This window comes from Falsiroseomonas frigidaquae (assembly GCF_012163145.1).
Taxonomy (GTDB): Bacteria; Pseudomonadota; Alphaproteobacteria; order Acetobacterales; family Acetobacteraceae; genus Falsiroseomonas; species Falsiroseomonas frigidaquae.
In genome coordinates this window covers 411,618-437,666 of sequence record NZ_JAAVTX010000004.1, presented here as the reverse complement: position 1 = coordinate 437,666, position 26,049 = coordinate 411,618, and the positions used below count along the sequence as shown (strand labels likewise).

General features: G+C 70.1%; 27 protein-coding genes. 19 read left to right on the top strand and 8 right to left on the bottom strand.

Annotated elements, in window-relative coordinates:
* Positions 1 to 7: 7 nt before the first annotated feature.
* The 9 genes from rpsE (at position 8) to rplQ (ending at position 6,136) form a co-directional block, all read left to right on the top strand.
* Entirely contained in the window at positions 8 to 649 is a 642-nt protein-coding gene (rpsE, locus tag HB662_RS14665; protein WP_168050550.1) for a 30S ribosomal protein S5, read from the top strand.
* Positions 642 to 860, top strand: a complete 219-nt coding sequence (gene rpmD, locus HB662_RS14660) for a 50S ribosomal protein L30 (RefSeq protein ID WP_168050549.1) — start codon at positions 642 to 644, stop codon at positions 858 to 860. The genes rpsE and rpmD overlap by 8 nt, the downstream gene beginning before the upstream one ends.
* Before the next feature lies 1 nt (position 861).
* Positions 862 to 1,356, top strand: a complete 495-nt coding sequence (gene rplO / locus HB662_RS14655; RefSeq protein ID WP_168050548.1) for a 50S ribosomal protein L15 — start codon at positions 862 to 864, stop codon at positions 1,354 to 1,356.
* Positions 1,357 to 1,488: 132 nt separating this feature from the next.
* Positions 1,489 to 2,856 (top strand): preprotein translocase subunit SecY, encoded by a 1,368-nt coding sequence (gene secY / locus HB662_RS14650; protein WP_168050547.1) that lies wholly within the window; start codon positions 1,489 to 1,491, stop codon positions 2,854 to 2,856.
* Positions 2,853 to 3,509 (top strand): adenylate kinase, encoded by a 657-nt coding sequence (locus tag HB662_RS14645; protein ID WP_168050546.1) that lies wholly within the window; start codon positions 2,853 to 2,855, stop codon positions 3,507 to 3,509. Before secY ends, HB662_RS14645 begins: the two co-directional genes overlap by 4 nt.
* 243 nt (positions 3,510 to 3,752) lie before the next feature.
* Positions 3,753 to 4,130 carry a 30S ribosomal protein S13 gene (gene rpsM / locus HB662_RS14640; RefSeq protein ID WP_168034741.1) on the top strand — a complete coding sequence of 126 codons (378 nt, stop codon included), beginning with the start codon at positions 3,753 to 3,755 and terminating at the stop codon, positions 4,128 to 4,130.
* Position 4,131: 1 nt separating this feature from the next.
* A complete protein-coding gene (gene rpsK, locus HB662_RS14635) occupies positions 4,132 to 4,530 on the top strand; it encodes a 30S ribosomal protein S11 (RefSeq protein WP_168050545.1) in 399 nt (132 codons plus the stop codon).
* 43 nt (positions 4,531 to 4,573) lie between these two features.
* Positions 4,574 to 5,587, top strand: a complete 1,014-nt coding sequence (locus tag HB662_RS14630) for a DNA-directed RNA polymerase subunit alpha (protein ID WP_168050544.1) — start codon at positions 4,574 to 4,576, stop codon at positions 5,585 to 5,587.
* A gap of 123 nt (positions 5,588 to 5,710) precedes the next feature.
* Positions 5,711 to 6,136 carry a 50S ribosomal protein L17 gene (gene rplQ / locus HB662_RS14625; protein WP_168050543.1) on the top strand — a complete coding sequence of 142 codons (426 nt, stop codon included), beginning with the start codon at positions 5,711 to 5,713 and terminating at the stop codon, positions 6,134 to 6,136.
* A gap of 58 nt (positions 6,137 to 6,194) precedes the next feature.
* On the opposite strand, the gene HB662_RS14620 is transcribed toward rplQ, so the two are convergent.
* The 4 genes from HB662_RS14620 to HB662_RS14605 form a co-directional block, all read right to left on the bottom strand.
* Complete coding sequence (locus tag HB662_RS14620; RefSeq protein ID WP_168050542.1) at positions 6,195 to 6,905, bottom strand: hypothetical protein; 711 nt, start codon at positions 6,903 to 6,905, stop codon at positions 6,195 to 6,197.
* 117 nt (positions 6,906 to 7,022) lie between these two features.
* Entirely contained in the window at positions 7,023 to 7,895 is an 873-nt protein-coding gene (locus tag HB662_RS14615; protein ID WP_168050541.1) for a DMT family transporter, read from the bottom strand.
* 122 nt (positions 7,896 to 8,017) lie between these two features.
* Positions 8,018 to 9,019, bottom strand: coding sequence for a Bug family tripartite tricarboxylate transporter substrate binding protein (locus HB662_RS14610; protein ID WP_168050540.1), 1,002 nt, complete (start codon positions 9,017 to 9,019; stop codon positions 8,018 to 8,020).
* A 33-nt stretch (positions 9,020 to 9,052) separates the two neighbouring features.
* A complete protein-coding gene (locus HB662_RS14605; protein WP_168050539.1) occupies positions 9,053 to 10,051 on the bottom strand; it encodes a Bug family tripartite tricarboxylate transporter substrate binding protein in 999 nt (332 codons plus the stop codon).
* Between the two features lie 83 nt (positions 10,052 to 10,134).
* Here HB662_RS14605 and HB662_RS14600 point away from each other — a divergent pair, with 83 nt between their 5' ends.
* Positions 10,135 to 11,469 carry a replication-associated recombination protein A gene (locus HB662_RS14600; RefSeq protein WP_168050538.1) on the top strand — a complete coding sequence of 445 codons (1,335 nt, stop codon included), beginning with the start codon at positions 10,135 to 10,137 and terminating at the stop codon, positions 11,467 to 11,469.
* Between the two features lie 112 nt (positions 11,470 to 11,581).
* A complete protein-coding gene (locus HB662_RS14595) occupies positions 11,582 to 11,935 on the top strand; it encodes a CrcB family protein (RefSeq protein WP_168050537.1) in 354 nt (117 codons plus the stop codon).
* A 104-nt stretch (positions 11,936 to 12,039) separates the two neighbouring features.
* On the opposite strand, the gene HB662_RS14590 is transcribed toward HB662_RS14595, so the two are convergent.
* The 3 genes from HB662_RS14590 to HB662_RS14580 are packed head-to-tail and all read right to left on the bottom strand — an operon-like array spanning position 12,040 to position 15,409.
* Positions 12,040 to 13,068 (bottom strand): acyl-CoA dehydrogenase family protein, encoded by a 1,029-nt coding sequence (locus HB662_RS14590; protein ID WP_168050536.1) that lies wholly within the window; start codon positions 13,066 to 13,068, stop codon positions 12,040 to 12,042.
* Positions 13,065 to 14,267, bottom strand: coding sequence for a CaiB/BaiF CoA transferase family protein (locus HB662_RS14585; protein WP_168050535.1), 1,203 nt, complete (start codon positions 14,265 to 14,267; stop codon positions 13,065 to 13,067). The genes HB662_RS14590 and HB662_RS14585 overlap by 4 nt, the downstream gene beginning before the upstream one ends.
* Positions 14,264 to 15,409 (bottom strand): acyl-CoA dehydrogenase family protein, encoded by a 1,146-nt coding sequence (locus HB662_RS14580; RefSeq protein ID WP_168050534.1) that lies wholly within the window; start codon positions 15,407 to 15,409, stop codon positions 14,264 to 14,266. The genes HB662_RS14585 and HB662_RS14580 overlap by 4 nt, the downstream gene beginning before the upstream one ends.
* Positions 15,410 to 15,489: 80 nt before the next feature.
* On the opposite strand from HB662_RS14580, the gene HB662_RS14575 reads away from it, so the two are divergent.
* The 5 genes from HB662_RS14575 to ykgO all read left to right on the top strand — a co-directional run bounded on the left by HB662_RS14575 (position 15,490) and on the right by ykgO (position 21,260).
* Positions 15,490 to 16,470, top strand: coding sequence for an RluA family pseudouridine synthase (locus HB662_RS14575; RefSeq protein WP_168050533.1), 981 nt, complete (start codon positions 15,490 to 15,492; stop codon positions 16,468 to 16,470).
* Positions 16,471 to 16,515: 45 nt separating this feature from the next.
* Positions 16,516 to 19,035: an AsmA family protein gene (locus HB662_RS14570; RefSeq protein WP_168050532.1), complete on the top strand. Its 2,520-nt coding sequence runs from the start codon at positions 16,516 to 16,518 to the stop codon at positions 19,033 to 19,035.
* 52 nt (positions 19,036 to 19,087) lie between these two features.
* On the top strand, positions 19,088 to 19,813 hold the full coding sequence (locus HB662_RS14565; protein ID WP_168050531.1) for a tellurite resistance TerB family protein: 726 nt from the start codon (positions 19,088 to 19,090) through the stop codon (positions 19,811 to 19,813).
* Positions 19,810 to 21,066, top strand: coding sequence for a 3-sulfinopropanoyl-CoA desulfinase (gene acdA / locus HB662_RS14560; protein ID WP_168050530.1), 1,257 nt, complete (start codon positions 19,810 to 19,812; stop codon positions 21,064 to 21,066). The genes HB662_RS14565 and acdA overlap by 4 nt, the downstream gene beginning before the upstream one ends.
* 68 nt (positions 21,067 to 21,134) lie before the next feature.
* Complete coding sequence (ykgO, locus tag HB662_RS14555; protein ID WP_168050529.1) at positions 21,135 to 21,260, top strand: type B 50S ribosomal protein L36; 126 nt, start codon at positions 21,135 to 21,137, stop codon at positions 21,258 to 21,260.
* A gap of 138 nt (positions 21,261 to 21,398) precedes the next feature.
* On the opposite strand, the gene HB662_RS14550 is transcribed toward ykgO, so the two are convergent.
* Positions 21,399 to 21,758: a hypothetical protein gene (locus HB662_RS14550; protein ID WP_168050528.1), complete on the bottom strand. Its 360-nt coding sequence runs from the start codon at positions 21,756 to 21,758 to the stop codon at positions 21,399 to 21,401.
* A gap of 120 nt (positions 21,759 to 21,878) precedes the next feature.
* On the opposite strand from HB662_RS14550, the gene HB662_RS14545 reads away from it, so the two are divergent.
* The 3 genes from HB662_RS14545 to HB662_RS14535 are packed head-to-tail and all read left to right on the top strand — an operon-like array spanning position 21,879 to position 26,001.
* Positions 21,879 to 23,306, top strand: coding sequence for an FAD-linked oxidase C-terminal domain-containing protein (locus HB662_RS14545; RefSeq protein WP_168050527.1), 1,428 nt, complete (start codon positions 21,879 to 21,881; stop codon positions 23,304 to 23,306).
* Positions 23,303 to 24,475 carry a glycolate oxidase subunit GlcE gene (gene glcE, locus HB662_RS14540; protein ID WP_168050526.1) on the top strand — a complete coding sequence of 391 codons (1,173 nt, stop codon included), beginning with the start codon at positions 23,303 to 23,305 and terminating at the stop codon, positions 24,473 to 24,475. The genes HB662_RS14545 and glcE overlap by 4 nt, the downstream gene beginning before the upstream one ends.
* Positions 24,472 to 26,001 (top strand): M81 family metallopeptidase, encoded by a 1,530-nt coding sequence (locus HB662_RS14535; RefSeq protein ID WP_168050525.1) that lies wholly within the window; start codon positions 24,472 to 24,474, stop codon positions 25,999 to 26,001. Before glcE ends, HB662_RS14535 begins: the two co-directional genes overlap by 4 nt.
* Positions 26,002 to 26,049 lie beyond the last annotated feature (48 nt).

Genomic DNA, 26,049 nt, shown 5'->3' with positions numbered 1-26,049 from the left:
TTCGGGAATGGCACGGGAACCCAGGAGCGGCGAGGGCGGCGGTGGCGGTGAGGGTGGCGATCGTCGCCGCGGCCGCGGTCGTGACCGCAATGAGAATCGGCAGGACCGGCAGGACGGGGATGAGCTGAAGGACAAGCTCGTCACCATCAACCGCGTTGCCAAGGTGGTGAAGGGCGGCCGTCGCTTCAGCTTCGCCGCGCTGGTCGTCGTTGGCGACCAGAAGGGCCGCGTGGGCTGGGGCGCCGGTAAGGCGCGTGAGGTGCCGGAGGCAATCCGCAAGGCGACGGAGCGTGCCAAGCGCACGATGATCCGCGTGCCGATGCGCGAGGGCCGTACCCTGCACCACGACCAGGTCGGCGAGTTCGGTGCCGGCCGCGTCATCCTGCGCGCCGCACCGGCCGGTACCGGCATCATCGCCGGCGGTCCGATGCGTGCGGTGTTCGAGACGCTGGGCATGGGCGACGTCGTCGCCAAGTGCACCGGCACGACGAACCCGCATAACATGGTGAAGGCGACCTTCGCCGCGCTCGGCCGTTGCACCAGCCCGCGGGCTGTCGCAGCGCGCCGCGGCAAGAAGGTCTCGGACCTGCTCGGTCCGCGCAAGGACGCCGCCGAGGGTGCGGCGCCGGAGGCTGCTGCGAATGTCTGAGGAAGCCCAGTTGGGCGCGCCCAAGGGCGCGACGAAGACCGTGAAGGTGACCCAGACCGGGTCGCCCATCGGCCGGAAGCCGGGTCAGCGGGAGACGTTGATCGGCCTCGGTCTCAACAAGATCCGGCGGAGCAGCGAACTGGAGGATACCCCCTCCGTTCGCGGCATGATCCGTAAGGTCGCCCACCTGGTGAAGGTGGACGGGGAATAACATGAAGCTCAACGAAATCCGCGACAACGACGGCGCCCGGCCGACGTTCAAGCGCATCGGCCGGGGCATTGGCTCCGGCAAGGGCAAGACCTCCGGCCGCGGCGTGAAGGGCCAGAAGGCCCGCACCGGCGTGACGCTGAATGGGTTCGAGGGCGGTCAGCTCCCGATCTATCGTCGTCTGCCGAAGCGGGGCTTCGTCAACCCGTTCCGCAAGCTGTACGCGCCGTTGAACCTCGGCGCGCTGGACAAGGCGATCGCCGATGGGCGTCTGCCGTCCGAGGGGACGATCGACGAGGCGATGCTGCAGGCCTCCGGCGTGGTGCGCTCCGCGCCGCGTTACGCGGGCGTGCGGCTGCTGGCCACGGGCGAGATCACGCGTGCGGTGACGCTGACGGTTTCGGGCGCCTCCGCCGCGGCGGCTGCGGCGATCGCGGCCGCGGGCGGCACGCTGACCGTCCTGGTCGCGCCGGCCGAGGCCCAGGCCGAGGAAGCCTGAGCTTCGGAAGGCTGTTGCCGCCCTTGCACCCTTGGGTCCTGGGCGGCACTTTAGGATAGCTGCGACGCGGCGTCCCGGGCCTGCCTTCTCGGCGTGGCATGGGGGCGCCGCTTTCGCGAGGAGGGATCGCACATGGCGTCCGCCGCCGAACAGCTTGCGGCCAATCTGAATCTCGGGGTGCTGGCCAAGGCGACCGAGCTGAAGAATCGGCTTTGGTTCACCCTGGGCGCCCTGATCGTGTACCGGATCGGCTCCTATGTCCCGGTGCCGGGGATCGATGCCGGCGTGATGGCCGAGCTGCTCCAGCAGATGGGCGGCGGCATCCTGGGCATGTTCGACATGTTCACCGGCGGTGCGCTTGGTCGCATGACGATCTTCGCGCTCAACATCATGCCCTACATCTCCGCCAGCATCATCGTGCAGTTGATGACGGCCGCGATTCCTTCCTGGGAAGCCCTGAAGAAGGAAGGCGAGTCGGGGCGGAAGAAGCTCAACCAGTACACGCGCTACCTGTGCCTGTTCATCGCGATCTTCCAGGCATACGGCATTGCCGTGGGTCTTGAGAGCCTGCGCGGCAGCTTCGGCGCGGCGGTGCATGATCCGGGTTGGTTCTTCCGCGTTTCCTGCGTCATCACGCTGGTTGGCGGCACCATGTTCCTGATGTGGCTGGGCGAGCAGATCACCGCCCGCGGCATCGGCAATGGCATCAGCCTGATCATCTTCGCCGGCATCGTCGCGAACCTGCCCTCCGCGCTGGCCAGCACGCTGGAGCTGGGCCGGACCGGTGCGCTGTCCACCTTCTTCATCATGGCCTTCCTGGTCGTCGCGCTGCTGGTGATCGCCCTGGTGGTGTTCGTGGAGCGGGCACAGCGGCGCATCCCGGTGCAGTATCCGAAGCGCCAGGTTGGCAACCGGATGTTTGGCGGCGAGAACACGCACCTGCCGCTGAAGCTGAACACCGCCGGCGTGATGCCGCCGATCTTCGCGTCTTCGCTGCTGCTGCTGCCCGCCACCTTTGCGGCCTTCCGCACCGATCAGACTGAGCAGTCCTGGGTCACGGATGTCGCCAACCTTCTGGCGCATGGGCAGCCGCTGTACATGGCGCTGTACCTGGCGCTGATCGTGTTCTTCGCCTTCTTCTACACCGCGGTCGTGTTCAACCCGCAGGAGACGGCGGACAATCTGCGCAAGTATGGCGGCTTTGTACCGGGCATCCGGCCTGGCCTGCCGACGGCGCAATATTTCGACCGGGTTCTGACGCGGCTGACGGCGGTGGGTGCCATCTACCTCTCCGTCGTCTGCATCCTGCCGGAGATCCTCATTTCGAACTACGGCGTGCCCTTCTACTTCGGGGGAACGTCGCTGCTCATCATCGTCTCCGTCACCATGGACACGGTGGCGCAGGTTCAGTCACATCTGTTCGCCCATCAGTATGAAGGGCTGATCAAGAAGGCTCGGCTCGGTGGCCGTGGCACGCAACCCGGGGGACGCGGGCGATGAGGTTGATTCTGCTGGGGCCCCCGGGCGCCGGCAAGGGCACGCAGGCAAAGCGGCTCGAAGAACGCTATGGCGTCGTGCAGATCGCGACCGGTGACATGCTGCGGGCCGAGGTGAAGTCGGGATCTGCCATTGGCCGCGAGGCCAAGGCGATCATGGAGCGCGGCGAGCTGGTGCCGGACAGTATCCTGATCGGCATGCTGGCGGCCCGCGTGCAGGCTCCGGATGTCGCCAAGGGCTTCATCCTGGACGGCTTTCCGCGCACCGTGCCGCAGGCGCAGGCGCTGGACGGCATGCTGGCGGAGCGTTCGCTGCCGCTGGAGCAGGTGATCGAGCTGAAGGTGGACGATGCCGCGCTGGTCGAGCGAATCGCCGGCCGCTTCACCTGCGCCAAGTGCGGTGAGGGCTACCACGACCGTTTCAAGGCGCCGAAGGTCACCGGAATCTGCGACGTCTGCGGCAGCACGGAGTTCACCCGCCGCGCTGATGACAGGGCGGAGACGGTGGCTGCGCGCCTGGAGGCCTACCACCGGCAGACCGCGCCCCTGTTGCCGCACTACGCCGCACAGGGGAAGCTGAAGCATGTGGACGGCATGGCCGAGATGGACGAGGTGACGCGGCAACTGGCCGCGCTCCTCGACCCCAAGGCCGTATGACTTGACTCCCGCAGGGGGGGCGGTGTAGCACCCGGCCCCTGCGGTCCGGAGGTTCCTCCGGCCGCTCTTCGCCGTTGCATGCCTGATTCGGGCCGTTCCGCGAGAGTCGTGGATCAGGTCTGGGGTAGGCGGGGCCCCTGCGGGCCTGGTTAGTGTTTATCCGGGCCGCAGGCCCAGTTTTTTGAGCGGGCCCCAGGCCCTGTTTTTTGAGCGGGCCGTAGGCCCGACGAGGAGAGAGGCACCGTGGCGCGTATCGCCGGCGTGAACATCCCAACCAACAAGCGGGTGCTCATCTCGCTCCGCTACATCTATGGCATCGGTCCGCAGAACGCGAAGGTGATCTGCGAGCAGCTCGGCATCCCCGAGGATCGCCGCGTGAACCAGATGACGGATGACGAGATCCTCCGCGTGCGCGAGCTCATCGACCGGGAATACCGCGTCGAGGGCGACCTGCGGCGTGAAGAGGCGATGAACAAGAAGCGGCTGATGGACATGGCCTGCTACCGCGGCCTGCGTCACCGCAAGGGCCTGCCGGTCCGCGGCCAGCGCACGCATACCAATGCGCGCACCCGCAAGGGCAAGGCCGTGGCGATCGCCGGCAAGAAGAAGGTGACGAAGTAAGATGGCTCGCGAACCCCGCGCCGGCAGCCGCCCCCGCAAGAAGGAGCGGAAGAACATTTCTTCCGGCGTGGCGCACGTCCTCGCCTCCTTCAACAACACCGTGGTGACCATCACCGACGCGCAGGGCAATGCCATCGCCTGGTCGTCGGCTGGCAGCCAGGGCTTCAAGGGCAGCCGCAAGAGCACGCCCTATGCCGCCCAGGTGGCCGCTGAGGACGCCGGCAAGAAGGCGCGCGAGCACGGCATGGAGACGCTGGAGATCCAGGTCTCCGGTCCGGGTTCGGGCCGTGAATCCGCGCTGCGCGCGCTGCAGGCCGTGGGCTTCTACGTCACCGCCATCCGCGACGTGACGCCCATCCCGCACAATGGCTGCCGTCCGCGCAAGCGGCGCCGCGTCTGATCAGACGCGCGTTGCTGACCGGGGCTGGGCAGGGGAATAGACCGTGATCGAGAAGAATTGGCGTTCGCTGATCGAGACCAAGAAGGACGTCGAGCTCGGCGCTGATCCGACTCGTCTGGCCACCTTGGTGGCGGAGCCGCTGGAGCGCGGCTTCGGCATGACGCTCGGCAATGCGCTGCGCCGCATCCTGCTGTCCTCCCTGCAGGGCGCGGCGGTGACGGCGGTGCGCATCGACGGCGCGCTGCACGAATTCAGCAGCCTCCAGGGTGTGCGGGAAGACGTAACGGACATCGTCCTGAACGTGAAGCAGCTCGCCGTGCGCATGCAGGGCGATGGCCCGAAGCGCCTGCAGCTGACCGCGACCGGCCCGGGCGAAGTCACCGCCGGGCAGATCCAGACCTCCGGCGACATCGAGATCTCGAACCCGGACCTGGTGATCTGCTCGCTCGATGACGGCGCAAAGCTGTCCATGGAGCTCACGGTGGACACCGGCAAGGGCTACGTGCCGGCCAGCGAGAACCGTCCGGAAGATGCGCCGATCGGCCTGATCCCGATCGATGCCATCTACTCCCCGGTGCGCCGCGTGGCCTATCAGGTTCAGCCGACCCGCGTCGGGCAGAAGACCGACTACGACAAGCTGGTGCTGACGGTCGAGACCGATGGCACGGTGACGCCGGAGGATGCGGTCGGCATCGCGGCCCGCATCCTGCAGGAACAGCTGCAGCTCTTCATCAACTTCGAGGAGCCGCGCCAGCGTGTGGTGGAGGAGATCCGCGACGATCTGCCCTTCAACCGCAACCTGCTGCGCAAGGTCGATGAGCTGGAGCTGTCGGTCCGATCGGCGAACTGCCTGAAGAACGACAACATCGTCTATATCGGCGACCTGGTTCAGAAGACCGAGCAGGAGATGCTCCGCACGCCGAATTTCGGCCGCAAGTCGCTGAACGAGATCAAGGAGGTCCTCGCCTCCATGGGCCTCGGCCTTGGCATCACCGTGCCGGGCTGGCCGCCGGAGAACATCGAGGATCTGGCGAAGAAGCTCGAGGAGCCCTTCTGAGGGCTCACTCGGGCGGGCGGAGGGGCAGTCACGCTCCCCGACTATGAGTGTGAAACTGCGCTGCACAAATATTCCGGGCCCCCGCTGAAGGCGGGGGTTCGGGTTCTCTAAGGAAACAGGACCATGCGTCACGGCGTATCCGGCCGTAAGCTCGGCGTTACCACCAGCCATCGGCTCGCGATGCTCCGCAGCATGGCGACCGCCCTGCTGAAGCACGAGCAGATCTCCACCACCCTGCCGAAGGCGAAGGAGCTGCGCCCCTATGTCGAGCGCATCATCACGCTCGGCAAGCGCGGCGACCTGCATGCGCGCCGCCAGGCCTATGCGCAGATCCGCGACCCGAAGGTAGTGGACAAGCTGTTCTCCACCATCGCGGAGCGCTACAAGACCCGCGCCGGCGGCTACACCCGCGTCCTGAAGGCCGGCGTGCGCTACGGCGATGCGGCCGACATGGCGGTGATCGAGCTGATCGAACGCGATGTTGCGGCCAAGGGCCTCGACAGCGGCCCGCGGCCGGAGACGGTGCCGAGCGAGGCGGACGAGGCGTAAGCCTCCTCCCTATCGAAGCTGAGACAGGGCGCCGCGAGGCGCCCTTTTTCATGGGCGGCTACAGGGTTGGGCGGCGGATGCCCTGGCGGGTCATCTCGGCCTCCAGAAATTGGGCGAGTTCCTGCTGGTAGCTTGGGCATAAGGACTGCGCCAGCTTCTGCCCCGTCTCGGCGCCATGAGTCGCGGAGGCGACGAGGGCGGCGGTGATTGGTGCGGCAAACAGCGCGATATTCGTGGTAACCCAGGCCGTGATCTGGGCGTCCACATCGGTTCGGTCGGTCGCGGTGACCCAGCCAAAGCCGGCCATGTCGCGCATCATCCCCGGGCCTGCATTGCGCAGCATCGCCTGGAAGAGGCCCAGCGTCGCGCGGTAGGCCGTCTCGGCGCCGAGGCGTACAGACCTTTCCAGGCAGCTTCCCGGCTCCATCCCCTCGGCCAGGAACAATCGGGGTTCGGTGATCTCGATATGCAGCGTCACCGTCCCGATGCGCCAGCAGCCTTGGGTGGTGCCACCTTCGGCAGGCCGGGCCGCGGCGGGGCGCAGCTGCGGGTTGAAGGCAGCGGGGGCCGACCAGAGGTTGGCCTTCACGCTGCCGTCCCGCGCCATTTCGAGCGTCACGCGCCGCCGTTCCAGGCTGGGCGTCACTGAGTCCGCGGTCACCACGAAATCTGGCGCCGGCGGCCTGCCGGATTCGCAGCCTGCCTGTGCCTGCTGCACGGAAAGGGCTGTGGCGATCAGCGCAAGGCAGAGCAGGCGAGGGGTCTGCATGACAGGGCTCCAGGGCAAGGGCTGCCCGCCACGCTGCAGGCTGGCGAGGAGCGTAACGAGGGGGCGGCGCGCCTGCGATATCCCTGGCGTGGGTTCTCACACTCCCGCACCCTCCGTTCACCCCCGCCGCGCCGCCTTCATCTCCAGCCGCGTCAGCCAGAAGCCCGCGCCGATGATGATGACGACGCCCACCAGCATCCCCGGCTCCGGCACCTCGTCGAAGACCAGCCAGCCGAACAGGATGGCCCAGAGGATCATGGCGTATTGCCAGGGCACCACCACCGGCGCCGGCGCCAGGGCGAGGGACCGCGTGACGGCCAGGTGCGCCGCCACCCCCACCACGCCCAGCAGCATCAGCAGCCCGGCATCCACCCAGCTGACCGGCACCCAGCCGAAAGGCGCCATCACCAGGCCGAGCAGCAGCGCCGCGCCCATCTGGTAGGTGGCGAGCACGGTGGCGGAGGTGCCGCGCAGCTCCCGCGTCGCCAGAAGATAGCCCGAATACAGCAGCGTGCCGCCGATCGCGACCAGGGTCGGCAGCACGCCATGGTCGAGCCCGGCGCCGAGCGCCACCACGACGCCGATGAAGCCCAGCACCACCGCAGCGAAGCGCTTCCGCTCCAGCCGCTCGCCCAGCAACAGGGCGCTGCCAAGCGCGACATAGATCGGGGTCGCCATCCAGAAGGCCATGGTATCGGCCAGCGGCATCATGGAGACGGCCCAGTAGAAGGCCGAGACTTCCAAGGTGCCGCAGGCGATCCGCACCATCTGCAGGCGGGGGTGGGGTGGCCGCAGCAGCGGTACCGCGCCCTCCCGTGCGATCATCGGCGCCAGCACCAGCAGGGCGGCGATGCTACGCAGGACCAGCACCTGTGCCACCGCATAGGTCGCGACCAGCCACTTGCCCAGCACATCGTTCAGCGAGAAGCCGAGCACCGCGACCGACATCAGCAGGATGCCGGCGAGGTTGCGGTTGGCGGTGTGGCTCATGCGTGTTGTGCGGATCGTGGTTGATCCGCCCTCGTCCGCCGGCGTTCGCGTCGGCAGGCCCGGCTATGCGGCATGGGCCGCGGCGCCGGTTCGGGCGCAGGTCGGGCTGCGTGGAACCGCGGTCACTCCGCCCGGATATTGGCGTCCCGCACCAGGGCCGCCATGGTGGCGCGGCCCTCGGTGACGAAACGGGCGAAGTCGGCGGGCCGGGTGGCCAGCGGCACGCAGCCGATCTGCACCAGGCGCTGGCGGATGGCCGGCACGGCCACGGCCTCCACCAGCGCATCGGACAGCGCATTTACCACGGCGGGCGGCGTGCCGGCTGGGCCGAATAGCCCGGCCCATTCATTGGATTCGAAGCCGGCGTAGCCGCTTTCGGCAATGGTCGGCACATCCGGCCGGCTTTCCACCCGCTCCGCCGTGCCCACTGCCAGGAAGCGCGCCCGCCCGGCATCCACCACCGGCCCGGCCGAGACCAGCGTGGTGAAGACCGCGTCGATGGCGCCGGATGCCAGGTCCTGCGCCGCCGCCGCGCCGCCGCGATAGGGCACGTGGATCACCTCGATGCCGGCCCGGCGGGCGAAGGCCACCAGGCCCAGATGCCCGGCTGTGGCATTGCCCTGGGTACCGACTGAGATCGCCCCCGGCCGCGCCTTGGCCGCCGCCACGAACTCCGCCAACGTATTCGCCGCGAAGTCGCGCTTCACCGCGATGGCAGAGGGAAAGGCCACCACCAGGCTGATCGGCGTGAAGGCGGTGGCGTAGTCGAAGGTCAGCCCGCGCAGCAGGGACGGGTTCACCAGATGCGAGGAGGCGTCCCACAGGAAGCTGTGCCCATCCGTGGCGCGGGCGATCTCCGCCGCGCCCAGGCTGCCACTCGCACCCGTCCGGTTCTCGACCACGAAATTCTGGCCGAGCCGCTGGCCCATATGCGGCGTGATGACCCGCGCCGCACTGTCCGCGGCCCCGCCGGCCGAGAATGGCACGACCAGGCGGATCGAGCGGTTCGGCCAGGCGGCCTGCGCCCGCACCGGCGCGGCAAGCGCGAGTGCAGGTGCGGCAGCCAGCAGCGTGCGGCGGGCGAGGGTGCCATTCGGCAGCATGTGGGACGTCTCCAGTTTCATTAACCGCTCAGATCGGATGGAGCGGCCGAACGGTCAACCCACCTCGATCTTCGCGTCGCGAACGAGCTGGCCCATGATCTCCCGCTGCTGCGCGACGTAGCGGGCGAAGTCGGCCGGCGGCGAGCCCAGCGGCAGGGCGCCCAGCGTGTCCAGCCGCGCCTTCACCGTGGCATCGGCCAGGGCGTGCTTCGCGGCTTCGTACAGGCGCTGGGTGGCGGCGGCCGGAAGGCCGGCCGGGGCGTACAGGCCGTTCCACTCATTCAGCTCATAACCCGGAAAACCCTGTTCGGCGACGGTCGGGACATTCGGCAGCGCCGCGATGCGCTGCGCCGTGCTGACCGCCAGCGGCTTGAGCTGGCCGTCGCGCGCCAGCTGGAGGGAGGAGGAGACGGTGCCGAAGACGAAGGCGATGGAACCGCCGAGCAGGTCCTGCAGCGCCGGCGTGCCGCCGCGATACGGAACATGCTGGATGTCCAGCCCCGCCCGGTTCAGGAACAGCGCCGCCGCCAGATGTGCCGCCGTGGCATTGCCCGAGGAACCGTAGGAGAGGGTGCCCTGGCGTGCCTTTGCCCATTCGACGAATTGCGGCAGCGTGCTGACCGGGATGTCCTTGTTCACCGCCAGGATCTGCGGCAGCACCACCACCTGGCTGATCGGCGTGAAGGCGGTGGCGTAGTCGAAGGACAGGTTGCGCAGCAGCGACGGGTTCACCGTGTGGGCCAGCGCGTCGATCATGATGGTGTGGCCATCCGGCGCGCTGCGCGCCAGCTCCGACGCGGCGATGGACCCGCCGGCGCCGGCGCGGTTCTCCACCACCACGGATTGGCCCAGGAAGCTGCCCATCGGCGTGGCGAGCAGGCGGGAGGTGGTGTCCACGCCGCCACCGGGCGGGTAGGGGGCCAGCAGGCGGATCGGGCGGGACGGCGCCCATTGCGCCCCCTGTGCAGCGGCGGCGCGACCAAGGAAGGGCGCAGCAAGCAGGGGCGCAGCAAGCAGGCCGGCGGCCAGGCTGCGGCGGCTCAGTGTGGTCATGGTGGAACCTCCTGGTTGGGTTGCGCGCAACATGCCGTGCCCGCCCGGTTCCCGCCACCCCGCTTCAGGCTAGACTACATTCCATGACCCGACCGCCTGATCTGTTCGGCAGCCCGTCCGAAACCGAGGCCCCGACCGCGCCCCCCGGCCCCCGCCCGCTCGCGGATCGCCTGCGCCCGCGGCGGCTGCAGGATGTCGTGGGCCAGGATCACCTGGTGGGGCCGGAGGGCAGCGTCACCGGCATGCTGGCGCGCGGCAGCCTGTCCTCCATCATCCTCTGGGGGCCGCCGGGCGTCGGCAAGACCACCATCGCGCGGCTGTTGGCGGAGGCGGCAGGGCTGTCCTTCGTCGCGCTGTCGGCGGTGTTCTCCGGCGTGGCGGACCTCAAGCGGGCCTTCGACGAGGCCCGCATGCGCCGTCGCAACGGCCGCGGCACGCTGCTGTTCGTGGACGAGATCCACCGCTTCAACCGGGCGCAGCAGGATGGCTTCCTGCCGGTGGTCGAGGACGGCACCGTCACATTGGTCGGCGCCACCACCGAAAACCCGTCCTTCGCCCTGAACGGCGCGCTGCTGTCGCGCTGCCAGGTGCTGGTGCTGAAGCGGCTGGACGAGGCGGCGCTGGAAGACCTGATGGCGCGCGCCGAGGCCGAGGAAGCCCGCGCGCTGCCGCTGACGCCGGAAGGCCGCGCGGCGCTGGCTGGCATGGCCGATGGCGATGGCCGCTATCTGCTGAACATGGTGGAGCAGCTACTGTCCCTGCCACCGGGCGGCGAATTGCTCGACCCCACGAGCCTGGCCGCGCTGCTGGCAAAGCGGGCGGCGCTGTACGACAAGGACCGCGAGGAGCACTACAACCTCATCTCCGCGCTGCACAAATCCTTACGCGGCTCGGACCCGGATGCGGCGCTGTACTGGTTCGCGCGCATGCTGACGGGTGGCGAGGACCCGCGCTACATCGCCCGCCGCCTGCTGCGCTTCGCCTCCGAGGATGTCGGCATGGCCGATCCCCGGGCCTTGCAGATCGCGCTGGCGGGTTGGGAGGCCTATGAGCGACTGGGCTCGCCCGAGGGGGAATTGGCGCTGGCGCAGGTGGTGGTGCATCTCGGCACCGCGCCGAAATCCAACGCGCTGTATGCCGGCTTCGGCGCCGCGATGCGCGCCGCGAAGCAGACCGGCAGCCTGATGCCGCCGCCCAACATCCTGAACGCACCGACCAAGCTGATGCAGGAACTCGGCTACGGCGAGGGCTACGAATACGACCATGATGCGGAGGAGGGCTTCTCCGGCGCCGACTACTGGCCGCCGGGGATGCCGCGCCAGCGCTTCTACAGCCCGACGGAGCGCGGCGCGGAGGCGGCGGTGGCCGCCCGGATGGCGGAGTGGGACGCGCTGCGGAAGCGGAAGCGCAAGCGGTGAAGCCAGCACGCACCAGAAGCCCTCTCCACCCGCAGGGGGGCGAGGGTTGGGCGGGGGGGGCTCTGCCAGGAAATGCGCTGCCTCGCCGCGCCACAGGCAGGGGCGAGGGCTCTTGACCAACATCCTCCTCGTCGCGCTCGGCGGCGCGATCGGCTCCGTCCTGCGCTACGCCATCGCGCTGCTGGCGGTGGAGACCCTCGGCATCGCCTTCCCCTGGGGCACGCTGGCGGTGAATATCCTCGGCAGCGGCGCCATCGGCGTGGCGGCGGCGCTCGGCGTGCAGGGCGAGATGCGGCTGCTGCTGGTCACCGGCCTGCTCGGCGGCTTCACCACCTTCTCCGCCTTCAGCCTGGAGACGGGGCTGCTGTTCGAGCGCAGCCCCTGGATCGCCGCCGTCTATGTCGCGGCGTCCCTGCTGCTGGGGCTCGCCGCCTTCGCGCTGACCTACGGGTTGCTACGCCGCTAGAGCTGTTTCATCGAAAGCGAAGACGGTGAAACAGCTCTAGCTCATTGTCTTGACGCATTTTCCGAGTCGCCTTGCTTCGCCGCAAGGCTTGAAAATGCTTTAGCTCACTCATCCGCATCCACGGCATTCGCCATGAAGCGCCGGCGGTGCAGCGCGGCGCTGCCGAACTGGTTCGCCAGCACCATCGCCTTCCGCAGATAGAGGCCGACATCGTATTCATCGGTGTAGCCGATGGCGCCATGCAGCTGCACCGCGGCGCGCGTGACCAGCAGCGAGGCCTCCGCCGCCCGCACCTTGGCGCGCGACACGGCAGCGCGGCGCGCGGCCGGCGCGGCGCCGGCATCGAGGGTCGCCGCCGCGGCCTCCACGCTGGCGCGGCTCAGTGTCACCTGGATCTGCAGATCCACCGCGCGGTGCTGCAACGCCTGGAAGCTGCCGATCGGCTTGCCGAATTGCTGGCGGGTGCGGAGGTAGTCCAGCGTCATGCCGAAGCTGCGCTCCATCACGCCGAGCAGCATGGCCGCAGTCGCCAGCGCCGCCTCATCCAGCGCCTGGTCCAGCGCCTTGGCCGGCAGGGTGCCGATGCGGGTGCCCTGCGCGGCGATGGTGCCGTAATGGCCGCCATCCTGGGTCTCGACGATCTCGGGCGTCGCTTCCGCGGCCTGCAGCGCCAGCCCGCCATCCTCCCGCACCGGCAGCAGGAAGCCGGTGGCGCCGGCCGCCATCGGCACGAAGACGCGCGGCGCCCCGGGCGTGCCGGGTGCCTCCAGCGTATCGGCGCGTTCCTGCCAGGCGGTCAGCGGCAGCGCCTCGCCGGACAGCAGCGCCTCCAGCCCCGGCGCATCGCCACAGGCGGCCAGCAGCGCGGCGGAGAACACGCCCGGCACCAGTGGCTCCGGCGCCAGGCCGCGGCCGAGTTCCTCCGCCAGCGCGCAGTATTCGGCCATGCCGAGGCCGGTGCCGCCCTGGTCCTCCGCCACGCGCAGCCCGACCCAGCCCATCTCCGCCATCTGCCGCCATACGGCGCGGTCGAAGCCCGGCCGCGTGAAGCGCAGCGCGCGGATGCGGGACAGGTCGCCGCCGCGGGGTGCGACGGCACCGGCGCTGTCGCGGATCATCTCGACCATGCTCATGCGACGATGCCCGCCTGGGCCAGCCGATCGGCCTCGTCCGCATCGGTGCCGAGCCACTCGGACAGCACCTCCGCCGTGTGTTCCCCGAGTTTCGGCGGTGCGCGCGTATAGGCAACCGGCGTGTCGGAGAAGCGCACCGGGTTGGCGATGGTCGGCGCGCCATCCGGTGTCTGCGAGAACACCTCCCGATGCCGGATCTGCGGATCCTCCGCCACCGCGGCGAAGTCGTTGATCGGGCCGGAGGAGACGCCGACCGCATTCAGCGCATCCATCCACTCCTGCGCCCGCCGCTTCAGGAAGGCCTCCTGCAGCAGCGGCAGCAGCACATCCCGGTTTGCCATGCGCTGCGGATTGGTCGCGAAGCGCGGGTCCGCTGGAATCTGCAGCACCTGGCAAAGTTGGGAAAATTGGCGGTCATTGCCCACCGCCACCATCAGCGGCCGGTCGGCGGTGGAGAAGGCCTGCCAGGGCGTGTTGATCTGGGATGCCGTGCCCGCCCGCACCGGCATGCGGCCGGAGACCAGGTGGTTCATGGCGATATGCGAATGCGCCGCCACCTGCGCGTCCAGCAGCGCCAGGTCGATATGCTGCCCCTTGCCGCTGACCGTATCCCGGTGATGCAGCGCGGCCAGGATGGCGACCGTCGCATACATGCCCGCATTGATGTCCGAGACGCTGTAGCCCACCACGGCCGGGCCTTCGCCCGGTTCGCCATCGGCTACGCCAGTCACGCTCATCAGCCCGGACATCGCCTGGAAGATCGGGTCATAGCCGGGCAGGGCGGCATAGGGGCCGGATTGGCCGAAACCGGTGATGGAGCAATAGACCAGCTTCGGGTTCACCTCGGCGAGCGACGCGTAGTCCAGCCCGTACTTTCGCAGCCCGCCGGTCTTGAAGTTCTCGATGAAGACATCGGCCTTCGCCGCCATGGCGCGCAGCAGCGCCGCGCCTTCCGGCTTGGCGATATCCAGCGCGATGGAGCGCTTGTTGCGGTTCATCGCCAGGAAGGAGGAGGTTTCGCCAACCGGCGTCCCATCCGCGCCGGTCTTCCGAAACCCCATCCGCCGCACATCGTCGCCGCCGCCCGGCTGCTCGATCTTCACCACCTCCGCGCCGAAATCGCCGAGCATCTGCGCCGCCCAGGGGCCGGCGAAGACGCGCGTCATGTCCAGCACGCGGATTTTCGGCAGGGCACTCATGCGGGCAACTCCAGCAGCGCGCGGGACAACACATTCCGCAGAATTTCGGAGGAGCCGCCGAAGATGGTGGACGGCCGCGCCAGCAGGAACTGCCCCGCCGGATGCAGCGCCGGGCCGGGCATCGGGTGCAGCAGCCCGGCATGTTCGCCGGCCATCTCCAGCTGCGCGTCGGTGATGCGCTGGAACAGCTCGGTCGCCACGATCTTCAGGATCGAGACCTCCGCCCCCAGCGTCTCGCCGCGTTTCAGCGCCGCCGAATAGCGTTCGTACAGCGCCTTCAGATCGGCCAGCTCCAGCCGGAACCGCGCATATTGATCCAGGAAGGCCGGGTCCTCCGCGCGGCCCATCGCCTCCGCCAGCCGCTTCAGCGCGGCGAGGCCGTTGGCCGACAGGCGCGGGGAGCCGATGGCGATGCGCTCGAAGCCCAGCAGCGCCTTGGCATAGGTCCAGCCCTTGTTGACCTCGCCCACCAGCCGGTCCTTCGGCACGCGGACAGCGTCGAAGAAGACCTCGCAGAACTCGTCATGCAGATCGAGGTTCAGGATCGGCCGCACGGAGATGCCCGGGCTGTCCATCGGCAGCAGCAGAAAGGAAATACCCTCCTGCTTCTTTACGCCCTTGTCGGTCCGGGCCAGCACGAAGATCCAGTTCGCGTCATTGGCGAAGGTGATCCAGGTCTTCTGGCCGTTCAGCACCCAATGCTCGCCTTGGTCGATCGCCTCCAGCCGCAGCGCGGCGAGGTCGGACCCGGCATTGGGTTCGGAATAGCCCTGCGCCCAGATGTCCTCGCCCGAGAGGATGCGCGGCAGGAAATGCGCCTTCTGCGCCTCGGACCCGTGCTTGATCAGCAGCGGCCCCAGCATCAGCACGCCCATGTCGCTGATCCGCGGCGCGCCGTGGCGTTCCAGCTCCTCGATCAGGATCAGCTGCTTCGCCGCATCCAGCCCCATGCCGCCATGCTCCACCGGCCAGGCCGGCGCCAGCCAGCCCTGGGCCGAGAGCTTCAGGTACCAGGGCTTGTTGTCCCGCCAATGCAGGCGACGCTGCGGGTGGCGCAGCTCGGGTGGGCAGTTTGCCTCGATCCAGCCGCGGACATGCGCGCGGAAGGCGACCTCATCCAGTGCATCGAGGCTCTCGCCCATGCTCCCCCCAATCTTAGGCCAGTTGAATGACCTTTATCCAGCGCCTGCGCGGCTGTCCATCCCGTGCTATTGCGCGTCCCATGACCGTGCAGTTGAAGAAAGTCGCCGCCGATGAGGGCGACACCCGTCTGGACCGCTGGCTGAAACGCCATGTGCCGGCGCTCACCCAGGGCGCCGTGCAGAAGATGCTGCGGACCGGCCAGATCCGCGTCGACGGCAAGCGTGCGGAGGCGAATACCCGGCTCGAGGCGGGCCAGGAAGTTCGCATCCCGCCCTTCACCGAGAACCCCAACGCCGCGCTGCCGCGCACGCCGAAGCCGGTGGATGAGCGCGACGCCAAGGCGTTGCTGCGCATGATCATCCACAAGGATGCGGAGGTGCTGGTGCTGGATAAGCCGCATGGCCTGCCGGTGCAGGGCGGCCCCGGCATCACCAGGCACCTGGACGGCATGCTGGACGCCTTGCAGCTTGATGCCGCCGAGCGCCCCCGCCTGGTGCACCGGCTGGACCGGGATACCTCCGGCGTACTGGTGCTGGCGCGTACCGTGGGCGCGGCCTCGAAGCTCGCCGCCGCCTTCCGCACGCGGGAGGTGGAGAAGACCTACTGGGCCGTGGTGCTGGGCGAGCCCAGCCCGCCCGCCGGGCGCATCAACATGGCGCTGATCCGCCAGGGCGGCCCGCGCGGCGAACGCACCGCGCCGGCCGAGCAGGGCGAGGATGGCGTGCATGCCATCACCGATTTCCGCACGCTGGATGCCGTACGCCGCAAGGCCGCCTGGATCGAGATGAAGCCGCTGACCGGCCGCACCCACCAGCTTCGCGTACATGCGGCGGAAGCACTCGGCTGCCCGATCCTGGCGGATGGCAAGTATGGCGGCCAGGCCGCGCATATGGAGGGGCTGCCGGCCGAGCTCCACCTGCATGCCCGCGCGCTGCGCCTGCCGCATCCCACCGGCGGCTACCTGGAAGTGGCTGCGCCCCTGCCGCAGCACATGAAGGAAACCTTTGCCTTCTTCGGCTTCGAGGCGCCGCGCACGCCGAAGCCACGCCGCGTGAGTTGAAGACCGCCGCTGCATCCTGGTGACCGCTGGATGGTAGGGTGGGGCATGATCAAGCCCCCTCCCCACCATCGCCGGCGCCGCTGGCCCTGGATTGTCCTCGCCCTGGTCATCGGCCTGCCAGCGCTGGCGCTCGGCGCCGCGCTGCTGCTGCTGGATGCGGAATCGCTGCGCCCGCGCCTGGTGGCGGCGGTGGAACGCGCCACCGGCCGCGACTTCACCGTGGGCGAGATGCGCCTCGCCCTGTCCCTGGTCCCCACCGTGGAGCTGCGCGACGTCGCGCTGTCCAACCCGGAAGGGGCGAGCCGCCCCAACATGCTGACCGCGCGCCGCGTGCAGGTGCAGGCCGCGCTGCTGCCGCTGCTGTCCCGCGAAATCCGCATCTCCCGCATCGAGCTGGAACAGCCCGACCTGCTGCTGGAGGTGGACGCCCAGGGCCGCGGCAACTGGCAGTTCACCCGCCCAGCGGGCGAGCCTGCATCCGGCCAGGCCGCGCAGGATGCGGCGGGCAGGGACCTCGCCTTCGGCATCGATGCGCTGCAGGTCGCGGACGGCCGTGTCGGCTGGCGCGACGCCCGCAGCGGCCTGGCGGAGACGGTGCAGATCCCGCGGCTCGAAGCCACCGCCCCGCTCCGCGGCGGCGTGACGGCGGAGGGGCAAGTGGTGCTGCGCGGCCAGGATGTGGCGCTGCGGGCGGAGACCGGCGGCCTCGCGGCCTTCGGCGGCAGCCAGCCCTGGCCGGTGCAGGCGACGCTCGGCGTCGCGGGGGCCGAGGCACAGGTGAACGGCACGCTGAACGGCCAGGCCTGGACCGGCACGGCGGAGGCCAGCGTGCCGGATCTCGCGCGGCTTTCTGCCCTGCTGCCGAATGCCGCCTTGCCACCCCTGCGCAACGTGGTCGCCTCCGCCGCCGCATCCGGAACCGGGGGCGCCGTCTCCGAGATCAGGGACCTGAAGCTGGTGGTGGGCGAATCGGACCTCGCCACGCTGCGCCCGGGCCTGGCGCTGCGCCGTGCGGAGCTGGCGGCACCGGGGCTGGAGGCGCCGATCGCCCTGACCGGCGCAGTGGTGCTGGATGGCCAGGTGCTGAACCTGTCCGGCACTGCGGGCACGCCGGCCCTGCTGCTGGCGGGCGCCTCCGGCCCGCTGCCGCTGGATCTGCGGGCGGAGGGCGCGGGCATCACCGCCACGGCGGAAGGCCGCATCGCGCAGCCGCGTGAATTGCGCGGCATCAACCTGGCGGTCACGGCGCAGGCGGCGGACCTCGCGCCCTTCGGGCTGCGCGGGGAAGGGCGCTTCGCCGGGCAGGTGGCGATGCCCGGGCCAGGGATTGCCGGCGGTGTCCGCATCACCGGGTTGAACGCCGCCATCCCGGCGGCGGAGATGCGCGGCGACCTGACCCTGGCGGCCGGAGCGCGGCGCGCGATCAGCGGCACGCTGGCCTTTCCGCGGCTGGATTTGGATGCGCTGGCCGCCGCCCGCACGGCGCCCGCCGCGCCGGCATCCGCACCCGCGGCGCCCGCTTCACCTGCCACGCCGGCACCTGCCGCCGCTGATAACCGGGTGATCCCCGCCACGCCGCTGCCGTTTGCGATGCTGCGCGACTTCGATGCCGATCTGCGCCTGTCCGCGCCGAGCGTGACCTATGTCGGCCAAGCCTGGCGCCAGGTCTCCGCGCGGCTCGCGGTGGAAGGCGGCAATGCGCGGCTGGCACCTTTCTCCGCCCAGACCCCGGCCGGCCCGGTGACGTTGGAAGTTCAGGCCGATGCGCGGCAGGACCCGCCCCGACTGCGCGTGGTGGCACGTTCCCCGGGCATCGACCTCGCGGCGCTGTCGCGCGCGGCGGGGCGGGATCCGCTGCTGCTGGGGCGGGCGCAGATCGATGCCGATCTCGCCGGGCGTGGCGACAATCTGCGCGCCGTGGCGGCCTCGGCGGCGGGGCATCTCGGCGTGGCGCTGGTCGATGGCGCGGTGCCGCGCAGCCTGCTGCGCGCCCTGCCGCAGCAGGTGCTGGGCGCGGTGCTGCCGGGCGGCGATGGCGACATTCCGCTGCGCTGCTTCGCGCTGCGTGCCCCGGCGGCTGAGGGCCAGCTGCGGCTGGAGACCTTGTACGCGGAAGGCGCGCTCGGCCGGCTTGGCGGCTCCGGCGTGATCGACATGGGGGAGGAGACGCTGGCGGTGCGGCTGCTGACCGACCTGCGGACCGCCCGCGTGGCGCTGCGCGCGCCGGTGAACATCGCCGGGCGCTGGACCAACCCGCGCGTCGGGGTGGAGCCGGCGGCAGCGGCCGCGGCGGGGCTCGGCGCCTTCCTCTCGCAGCAGGAGACGCCGGATCGCTCGTTGCAGGCGCTGGCGGAGATCCTGGGCGGGGCCGCCAATCGCGGCGGCGGGCAGCAGGCGCTTGGCAGCTGCGAACCGGCGCTGGCCGCGGCGCGCGGCGGCGCGGCGGGTCCGGCGCCCACCGTGGCCGGCGCGCCGGAGGCCCCGGCAGCGTCCCAGGCGGCGCCCTCTGGCGAGCGTGAGCGGCCGAACCCGGCCGACCTGCTGCGCGGGCTGCTCGGGCGCTGACGGTTTGCAACCAGCGGCTTCCGGCCTAATGCTTCCGCCAGGGAGTTGAAGCATGAACTGGAACCGCGTCCTGGGGGCGCTGCTGGGCGGTGCCGCCCGCCCGCCACGCCGGCGCATTCGACGCAGCGGCCTGCCGATCGGCGGTGGCGGCAACATGGCGCTCGCCCGCACCCTGGCGCGGCTGGCGACGGTGGCGATCGAGGCGATGAACCGCCCATCCCAGTCGCCAACACCCGCCCCACGCCACGAGGCGCCTGCCCCCCGTGGCGCGGGTTCCGCCCCCCGTGGCGCGGGTTCGGCCCCCCGCGGAGCGGGTTCGGCCCCCCGCGGAGCGGGTTCGGGAAGATCCGCACGCCTTCCGGAATGGACCACGGCGCCCGCGCCCAGCCCCTATACGCCACCCGCCGAAACGCCGGACGCGCCCCTGGTGGAGGAGGTGGAGGGCCTGCTGCTGATCCGCGCCATGATCGCGGCCGCCAAGGCGGATGGCTCGGTGGATGCCGAGGAGCGCCGCGCCATCGCGGAGCAACTCGATTCCGCCGGGCTCTCGGCCGAGGAGCGCGACTTCATCCTGGCCGATTTCGAACGCCCGCTGACGCCGGATGCGCTGGCCCGGCAGGCCACGGACCCGATGATGCGGGCGCGGCTCTATGCCGGCGCGGTGGCGGCGATGGATGAGATTTCGGCGCCGGAACGCGCCTGGCTGGATGAACTGGCCAAAGCCCTCGGCCTCGACAGGCGGGCGGCGGCGGCAATCGAGGAAAGGCTTTCGACATGACCGGCACCGGAACGAACGGCACGGATGGGCTGACGCGGGACCAGGCAGCATTGCGCGACCGCGCCCGCGAACTGGCGCAGGAGGCTGCGGCGCAGGCGGCGGAGACGGACCGCAGCGGCCAGTATCCCTGGCCGATGGTGCGGAAGATGGCCGAGGCCGGCTTCACCGGCCTGACGGTTCCGAAGGAATGGGGCGGGCCCGGCGGGTCCGTGCTGGATGCCGCGCTGGTGGTGGAGGAATTCTCCAAGGCCTGCGCCGTCTGCGGCCGCATCGCGGTGGAGGCCAATATGGGCGCGGTCGGCGCCATCATGGCCTATGGCACCGATGCCCAGAAGAAGCTGGCTGCCGGGCTGGTGCTGGCCGGCGACAAGCCCGCCATCTGCATCACGGAGCCCGATGCCGGCTCCGCCGCCACGGAAATGTCCACCACGGCGGAAAAGCGCGGCGACCGCTGGGTGATCAATGGCCGCAAGACCTGGATCACCGGCGGCGGCGTTTCCAAGCTGCACCTGATCTTCGCCCGCGTGGTGGAGGACGGCGCCTTCAAGGGCATTGGCGGTTTCCTCGTCGTCCGGGACGAGTCCGGTCGGCCGGAAGGGCTGATCATATCCCGCCGCATCCCCTCCCTCGGCCTCTGCGGCATGCCGGAGGCGGAGCTGGAGTTCCGCGACCTGGAAGTGGCGGATGACATGGTGCTGCGCGCGCCGGGCGGCTGGCAGCGCGGCTTCGGGCGGCTGATCGATGCCTATAACGGCCAGCGCGTCGGCGCCGCGACGGTGGCGCTCGGCCTCGCCGCAGGGGCCTATGAACACGCGGTCGGCCGGGCCAATTCCCGCACCCAGTTCGGCCGCCCGATCGCGGAATTCCAGGGCCTCGGCTGGATGCTGGCCGATATGTCGATCGAGGTGGAAGCCGCCCGCGCCCTGGTCCACCGCGCCGCCCGCAGCGCCGGCCCGGCCGGCTTCCCGGATCGCCTGGCCGCCGCCCAGGCCAAGGTCTTCGCGAGCGAGATGGCGATCCGCGTCACCAACTCGGCGCTTCAGGTCTGGGGCGCGGCCGGCTATTCCAAGGACAACCCGATGGAACGCTACCTGCGCGACGCGCGCATGTTCGCCATCGCCGGCGGTACCGCGCAGGTGCTGCGGACGCAGGTGGCCGAACAGGTCCTCGGCCGCAAGCTGCCGCAGACCCGCGATGGCTTCCTGCGGATCATCCGGGACGAGGCCGCGGCGGGGAAGCTGGCGGCCGACTGAGCCGGACTGCAAAGGTTGACTCAACCCCGCCCGCCGCCTATCTCGCCCGCCTTCGCAGGACCATGACCATGAAGATCCGCAACAGCCTCAAGACCGCCAAGACGCGGGACAAGAACTGCATCGTGGTGCGCCGTCGTGGCCGCACCTATGTGCTGAACAAGAAGAATCCCCGGCTGAAGGCCCGCCAGGGCTGAAGCTGCGGCCCCTTTTTTCAGGGGCCGGTTGAGGATTCGTCGCGCCGCGCTGGGGCAACCCGGTCGCGGCGCGACGCATTTGTATGGCTTCGCGGCGCGACGCATTTGTATGGCTTCGCGGCGCGACGCATTTTTGGCTCAGCGCGGCGACAGCGTCTCCCGCCCCAGTCCGCCCTCCTTCCCCGAGGTCCAGATGCCGGCCAGGCTGCCATCCGGACGCAGCTCATACAGCGCGCTGCCCAGCACCCCGCCATGCCGATAGGCGACGGAGAGCAGGCCGCGCTGGTCCACGGCGATGCCCTCGATGGTCTCCCCACCCACGCGCCAGCTGATGCGCCAGGTCTGCGGCCCGGTGGGGCTGAGCTGGGCGGCGCCGGTGTAGCGGCTGCCATCGGCGCCGACACCCTCCACCACATAGGCTCCGGCGCGCTGCGCCTGCGCGCCGGCCGTGAGAATCAGGGGTGCCAGCAAGGTGGCAGTGGCGAGCAGGCGACGCATGGCTGGTGGTTCCTCATGTCGGTGCTGCATCATGTTAGCTGATCGCGACGAAATCTTGATCCGCTTGCCGCCCTTGCGCGCCGGGGCCATCTTCGCGACGGAAGCGATCGAGGAAATGCGATGATCTCCCTGCCGCCGCCCAAGCCGGAGATCCTGGCCCGCCGCGATGCGATCGTGGCCGAGCTGCACGCGCTGCTGCCCGCCGATGCGGTGATCCATGAGGCGCTGCGGATGCGCCCCTATGAGACGGATGGGCTGTCCGCCTATCGCCAGATGCCGCTCGCCGTGGTGCTGCCCAGCACGACGGACCAGGTGGCGGCGGTGATGCGCTACTGCCACGAGCAGGGCATCCGCGTGGTGCCGCGCGGCGCCGGCACCAGCCTGTCCGGCGGCGCCCTGCCGCTGGAGGATGCGGTGGTGATCGGGCTGATGCGGATGAACCGCATCCTGGAGATCGATTTCGACGACCGCCTCGCGGTGGTGGAAGCCGGCGTGACGAACCTCGGCATCACCAAGGCGGTGGAGCATGAGGGCTTCTTCTACGCGCCCGATCCGTCCAGCCAGCTGGCCTGCATGATCGGCGGCAACGTCAACATGAACTCCGGCGGCGCGCATTGCCTGAAATACGGCGTCACCGCCAACAACCTGCTCGGCCTGAAGCTGGTGACGCCAACCGGCGACATCGTCGAGGTCGGCGGCGACCACCTGGATAGCGCGGGCTATGACTGGCTCGGCCTGATGACGGGCAGCGAGGGCATGCTCGGCATCGTCACCGAAGTCACCGTCCGCATCCTGCGCGGCCCGGAAGGCGCGCGGGCCATGCTGGCCGCCTTCAAGGGCACGGAGATCGCCGGTCAGGCGGTGGACGCCATCATCGGCTCCGGCATCATCCCCGTCGCGCTGGAATTCATGGACAAGCCCTGCATCCATGCCTGCGAGGCCTTCGCCCATGCCGGCTACCCGCTGGATGCGGAGGCGATGCTGATCATCGAGGTGGAGGGCAGCGTCGCGGAGCAGGATTTCCTTCTGCACCGCATCAAGGAGATCTGCGCCCGTTTCGATCCCATCTCCCTCAAGGTGGCGACCTCCGTCGAGGAATCCATGGCGATCTGGAAGGGCCGCAAGGGCGCCTTCGGGGCGGTGGGCCGCATCTCGCCGGATTATCTCTGCATGGACGGCACCATCCCGACCGGCGAGCTGCCTTTCGTGTTGAAGCGCATCGGCGAGATGAGCACGCAATACGGCCTGCAGGTGGCGAACGTGTTCCATGCCGGCGACGGCAATTTGCACCCGCTGATCATGTTCGATGCGAACGATCCGGCCAGCTTCCACAGGGCCGAGGCTTTCGGCGCCGATATCCTGAAGCTGTGCGTGGAAGTCGGCGGCTGCCTGACCGGGGAACACGGCGTCGGCGTGGAAAAGCGCGACCTGATGCACGTGCAGTTCCACCCGCATGAACTGGACCAGCAGCGCGCCATCAAGACCGCGTTCGACCCGGCCTGGCTGCTGAACCCGCACAAGGTCTTCCCGCTGACCGAACACGCATGAGCGATTTCATCGCACCGGCCGACGAGGCCGGCGTCGTCGCCGCCATCCAGTCGGCGATCGCCGCACGCGAACCGCTTTCGATCGAGGGCAATGGTTCCAAGCGCGGGTTGTTGCGCCCGGTTCAGGCGGCGCGCGGGCTGACCACGCGGGGCCTCACCGGCATCACGCTGTACAAGCCGACGGAACTGGTGCTGTCGGCCCGCGCCGGCACGCCAATGCCGGAAATCGAGGCTACATTGGCCGAGCGCGGCCAGATGCTGGCGCCGGAACCGCCGGATATGCGCGGCATCTTCGGCGTGGCCGAACCCGCCACGATCGGCGGGCTGGTCGCCACCAACCTGTCCGGCCCGCGCCGGATCACGGTGGGATCGGTGCGCGACCATCTGCTCGGCATCCGCTTCGTCAACGGCGCCGGGGAGGTGATCCGCAGTGGCGGGCGGGTGCTGAAGAACGTCACCGGGCTGGACCTCTGCAAGCTGCTGGCGGGCAGCCATGGCACGCTGGGCGTGCTGACCGAGGTGACGATGAAGGTGCTGCCTGCCGCCGAGGCCAGCGCCACCCTCGCAATCGCCGTGCCGGATCTCGCGGCCGGGGTGAAGGCGCTCTCGGCCGGCCTGACCAGCCCCTTCGGCGTCACCGGCGCCGCGCTGCGGATCGACCCGCACGGCGCCACCGCCCTGCTGCGGCTGGAGGATCTTTCCGAATCCGTCCGCTATCGCGGTGCGCGGCTGCGGGAGGATCTGGCTTCCTTCGGCGATGTCTCGCTGATCGAGGATTCGGCCGGGCTCTGGCGCGGCATCCGCGATGCGGAACCGCTCGGCGCGGCGGAGGAGGATGCGATCTGGCGCCTGTCCGTCCGCCCCAGCGCCGCGCCCGCCTTGGCCGCCGCGCTGCAGGCCGCCTTCGGCGCCAGGCTGCTGCTGGATTGGGGCGGCGGCCTGATCTGGGTGGCCGGCCCCGCGACGGAAGCCGCGCATGCGGCGGTGATGGCCGCCACCGCCGCCGCCCGGGGCAGCTTCACCCTGTTCCGCGCGCCCGCGCCGATGCGTGCTGCGCTGCCCGTCATGCCGCCCGAAGCCCCGGCGCTCGCCGCCATCGCCGCCCGCGTGCAGGCGGCGCTCGACCCCTTCGGCCTGTTCAACCCCGGCCGCATGAGGTCCAGACCATGAGTGTTCCGCGCATCGCCATCCTCGGCCTGCATCTGGAGGTCAACGCCTTCTCCCCGGCCACCACCCGGCGCGACTTCCAGCAGCAATCCTGGGCCGAGGGCGAGGACATCACGACCCAGGCGCGCAGCAAGGTCAGCGGCCTGCCGGCCGAAATCCCCGGCTTCTACGCACGCATGGATGCGACCGGGGACTGGGAACCGGTGCCGCTCATCATCATCACCGCGCCGCCCGGCGGCACCATGGCGCCCGGCATCTTCCCGGAATTCCTGCAGATCATCCAATCCCGCCTGGCCGAGGCCGGGACCGTCGATGCCGTCTATGTCGCCAGCCACGGTGCCAGCCGCGCGGCGGAGGAAGACGATACGGACGGTGCCGTGCTGCAATTGCTGCGCGATGTGCTGGGGCCGGATGTACCGATCGTCGGCACGCTGGACCTGCATTGCAACGTCTCCGACCGCCAGATCGAACTGGCCGACCTGCTGATCGCCTATCGCACCAACCCGCATGTGGACATGCGCGAACGCGCGGCGGAGGCCGCCGACGCGCTGCGCCGCATCCTGGAAACCGGGGAGCGGCCGGAAACCCATTTCATCCGCCTGCCGCTGACGCCGCCCACCGTCACGCTGCTGACGGCCGAATCCTCGCCCTATGCCGGCGCGATTCGCGAAGGCGTGGCCGCGCGGCAGGAGGATCCGAACCTGCTCGGCGTCTCCGTCACCGGCGGCTTCGTCTATACCGACATCGCCAAATGCGGCCTCTGCGTCTGGGCCTCCGCCCGGCCCGGCCATGTCGGCGCGGCGGTGGATGTGGCGGAGCGACTGTCCAACGACATCTGGCAGCAGCGCGCGGCGCTGTCCCGCACCCTGACCCCGATCGCGGATGCCGTGGCGCAGGCCGTGGCCGTGGGGGCGGCGATGGGGGCGCCACGGCTGATCCTGGCCGATGTGGCGGATAACCCGGGCGGCGGCGGCGGCGGCAACACCACGGCGCTGCTGACGGCGCTGCATGAATCGCGGGCCCGCGGCGTGGTCTTCGGCATCCTGGTGGACCCCGTCCTGGCACAGGCCGCCCATGCGGCGGGGCAGGGTGCGCGGATGGAGGCGGTGGCCAACGCAACCCCCGGCCCCTTCGCCGAGACCTTCCGGGCGATGGCGCATGTCCGCGCCCTGGCGGATGGCAACGGCGTCGGCCGTCGCGGCGGGCTGGCGGGCCGCGCCTTTTCCATCGGTCCGGCGGCGCTGCTGGAGCTGGAGGGCAGCGGGCTGCTGCTGGCCGTGGGCTCGCTGCGCCGGCAATTGCTGGACCCGGCGATGCTCGAGATCCTCGGCGTGGAGGTCGAGGCGGCGCGGACCATCGTGGTGAAGTCGCGCGGCCATTTCCGCGCCGGCTTCGACATCTACGCCACGCCGGACCGCATCCTGGAGGTGGACGCGCCCGGCCTGGTCAGCCCCGTGCTGTCCCGCTTCGAATTCCGTGGCCTGCCGCGCCCGGTGTTTCCGCTGGATGCGGAGGCCAGCTGGCGCTGATGGTTGACGTGCGCGTGATCGGCGCATCCGGCAGCGGCAGCCCGCCGT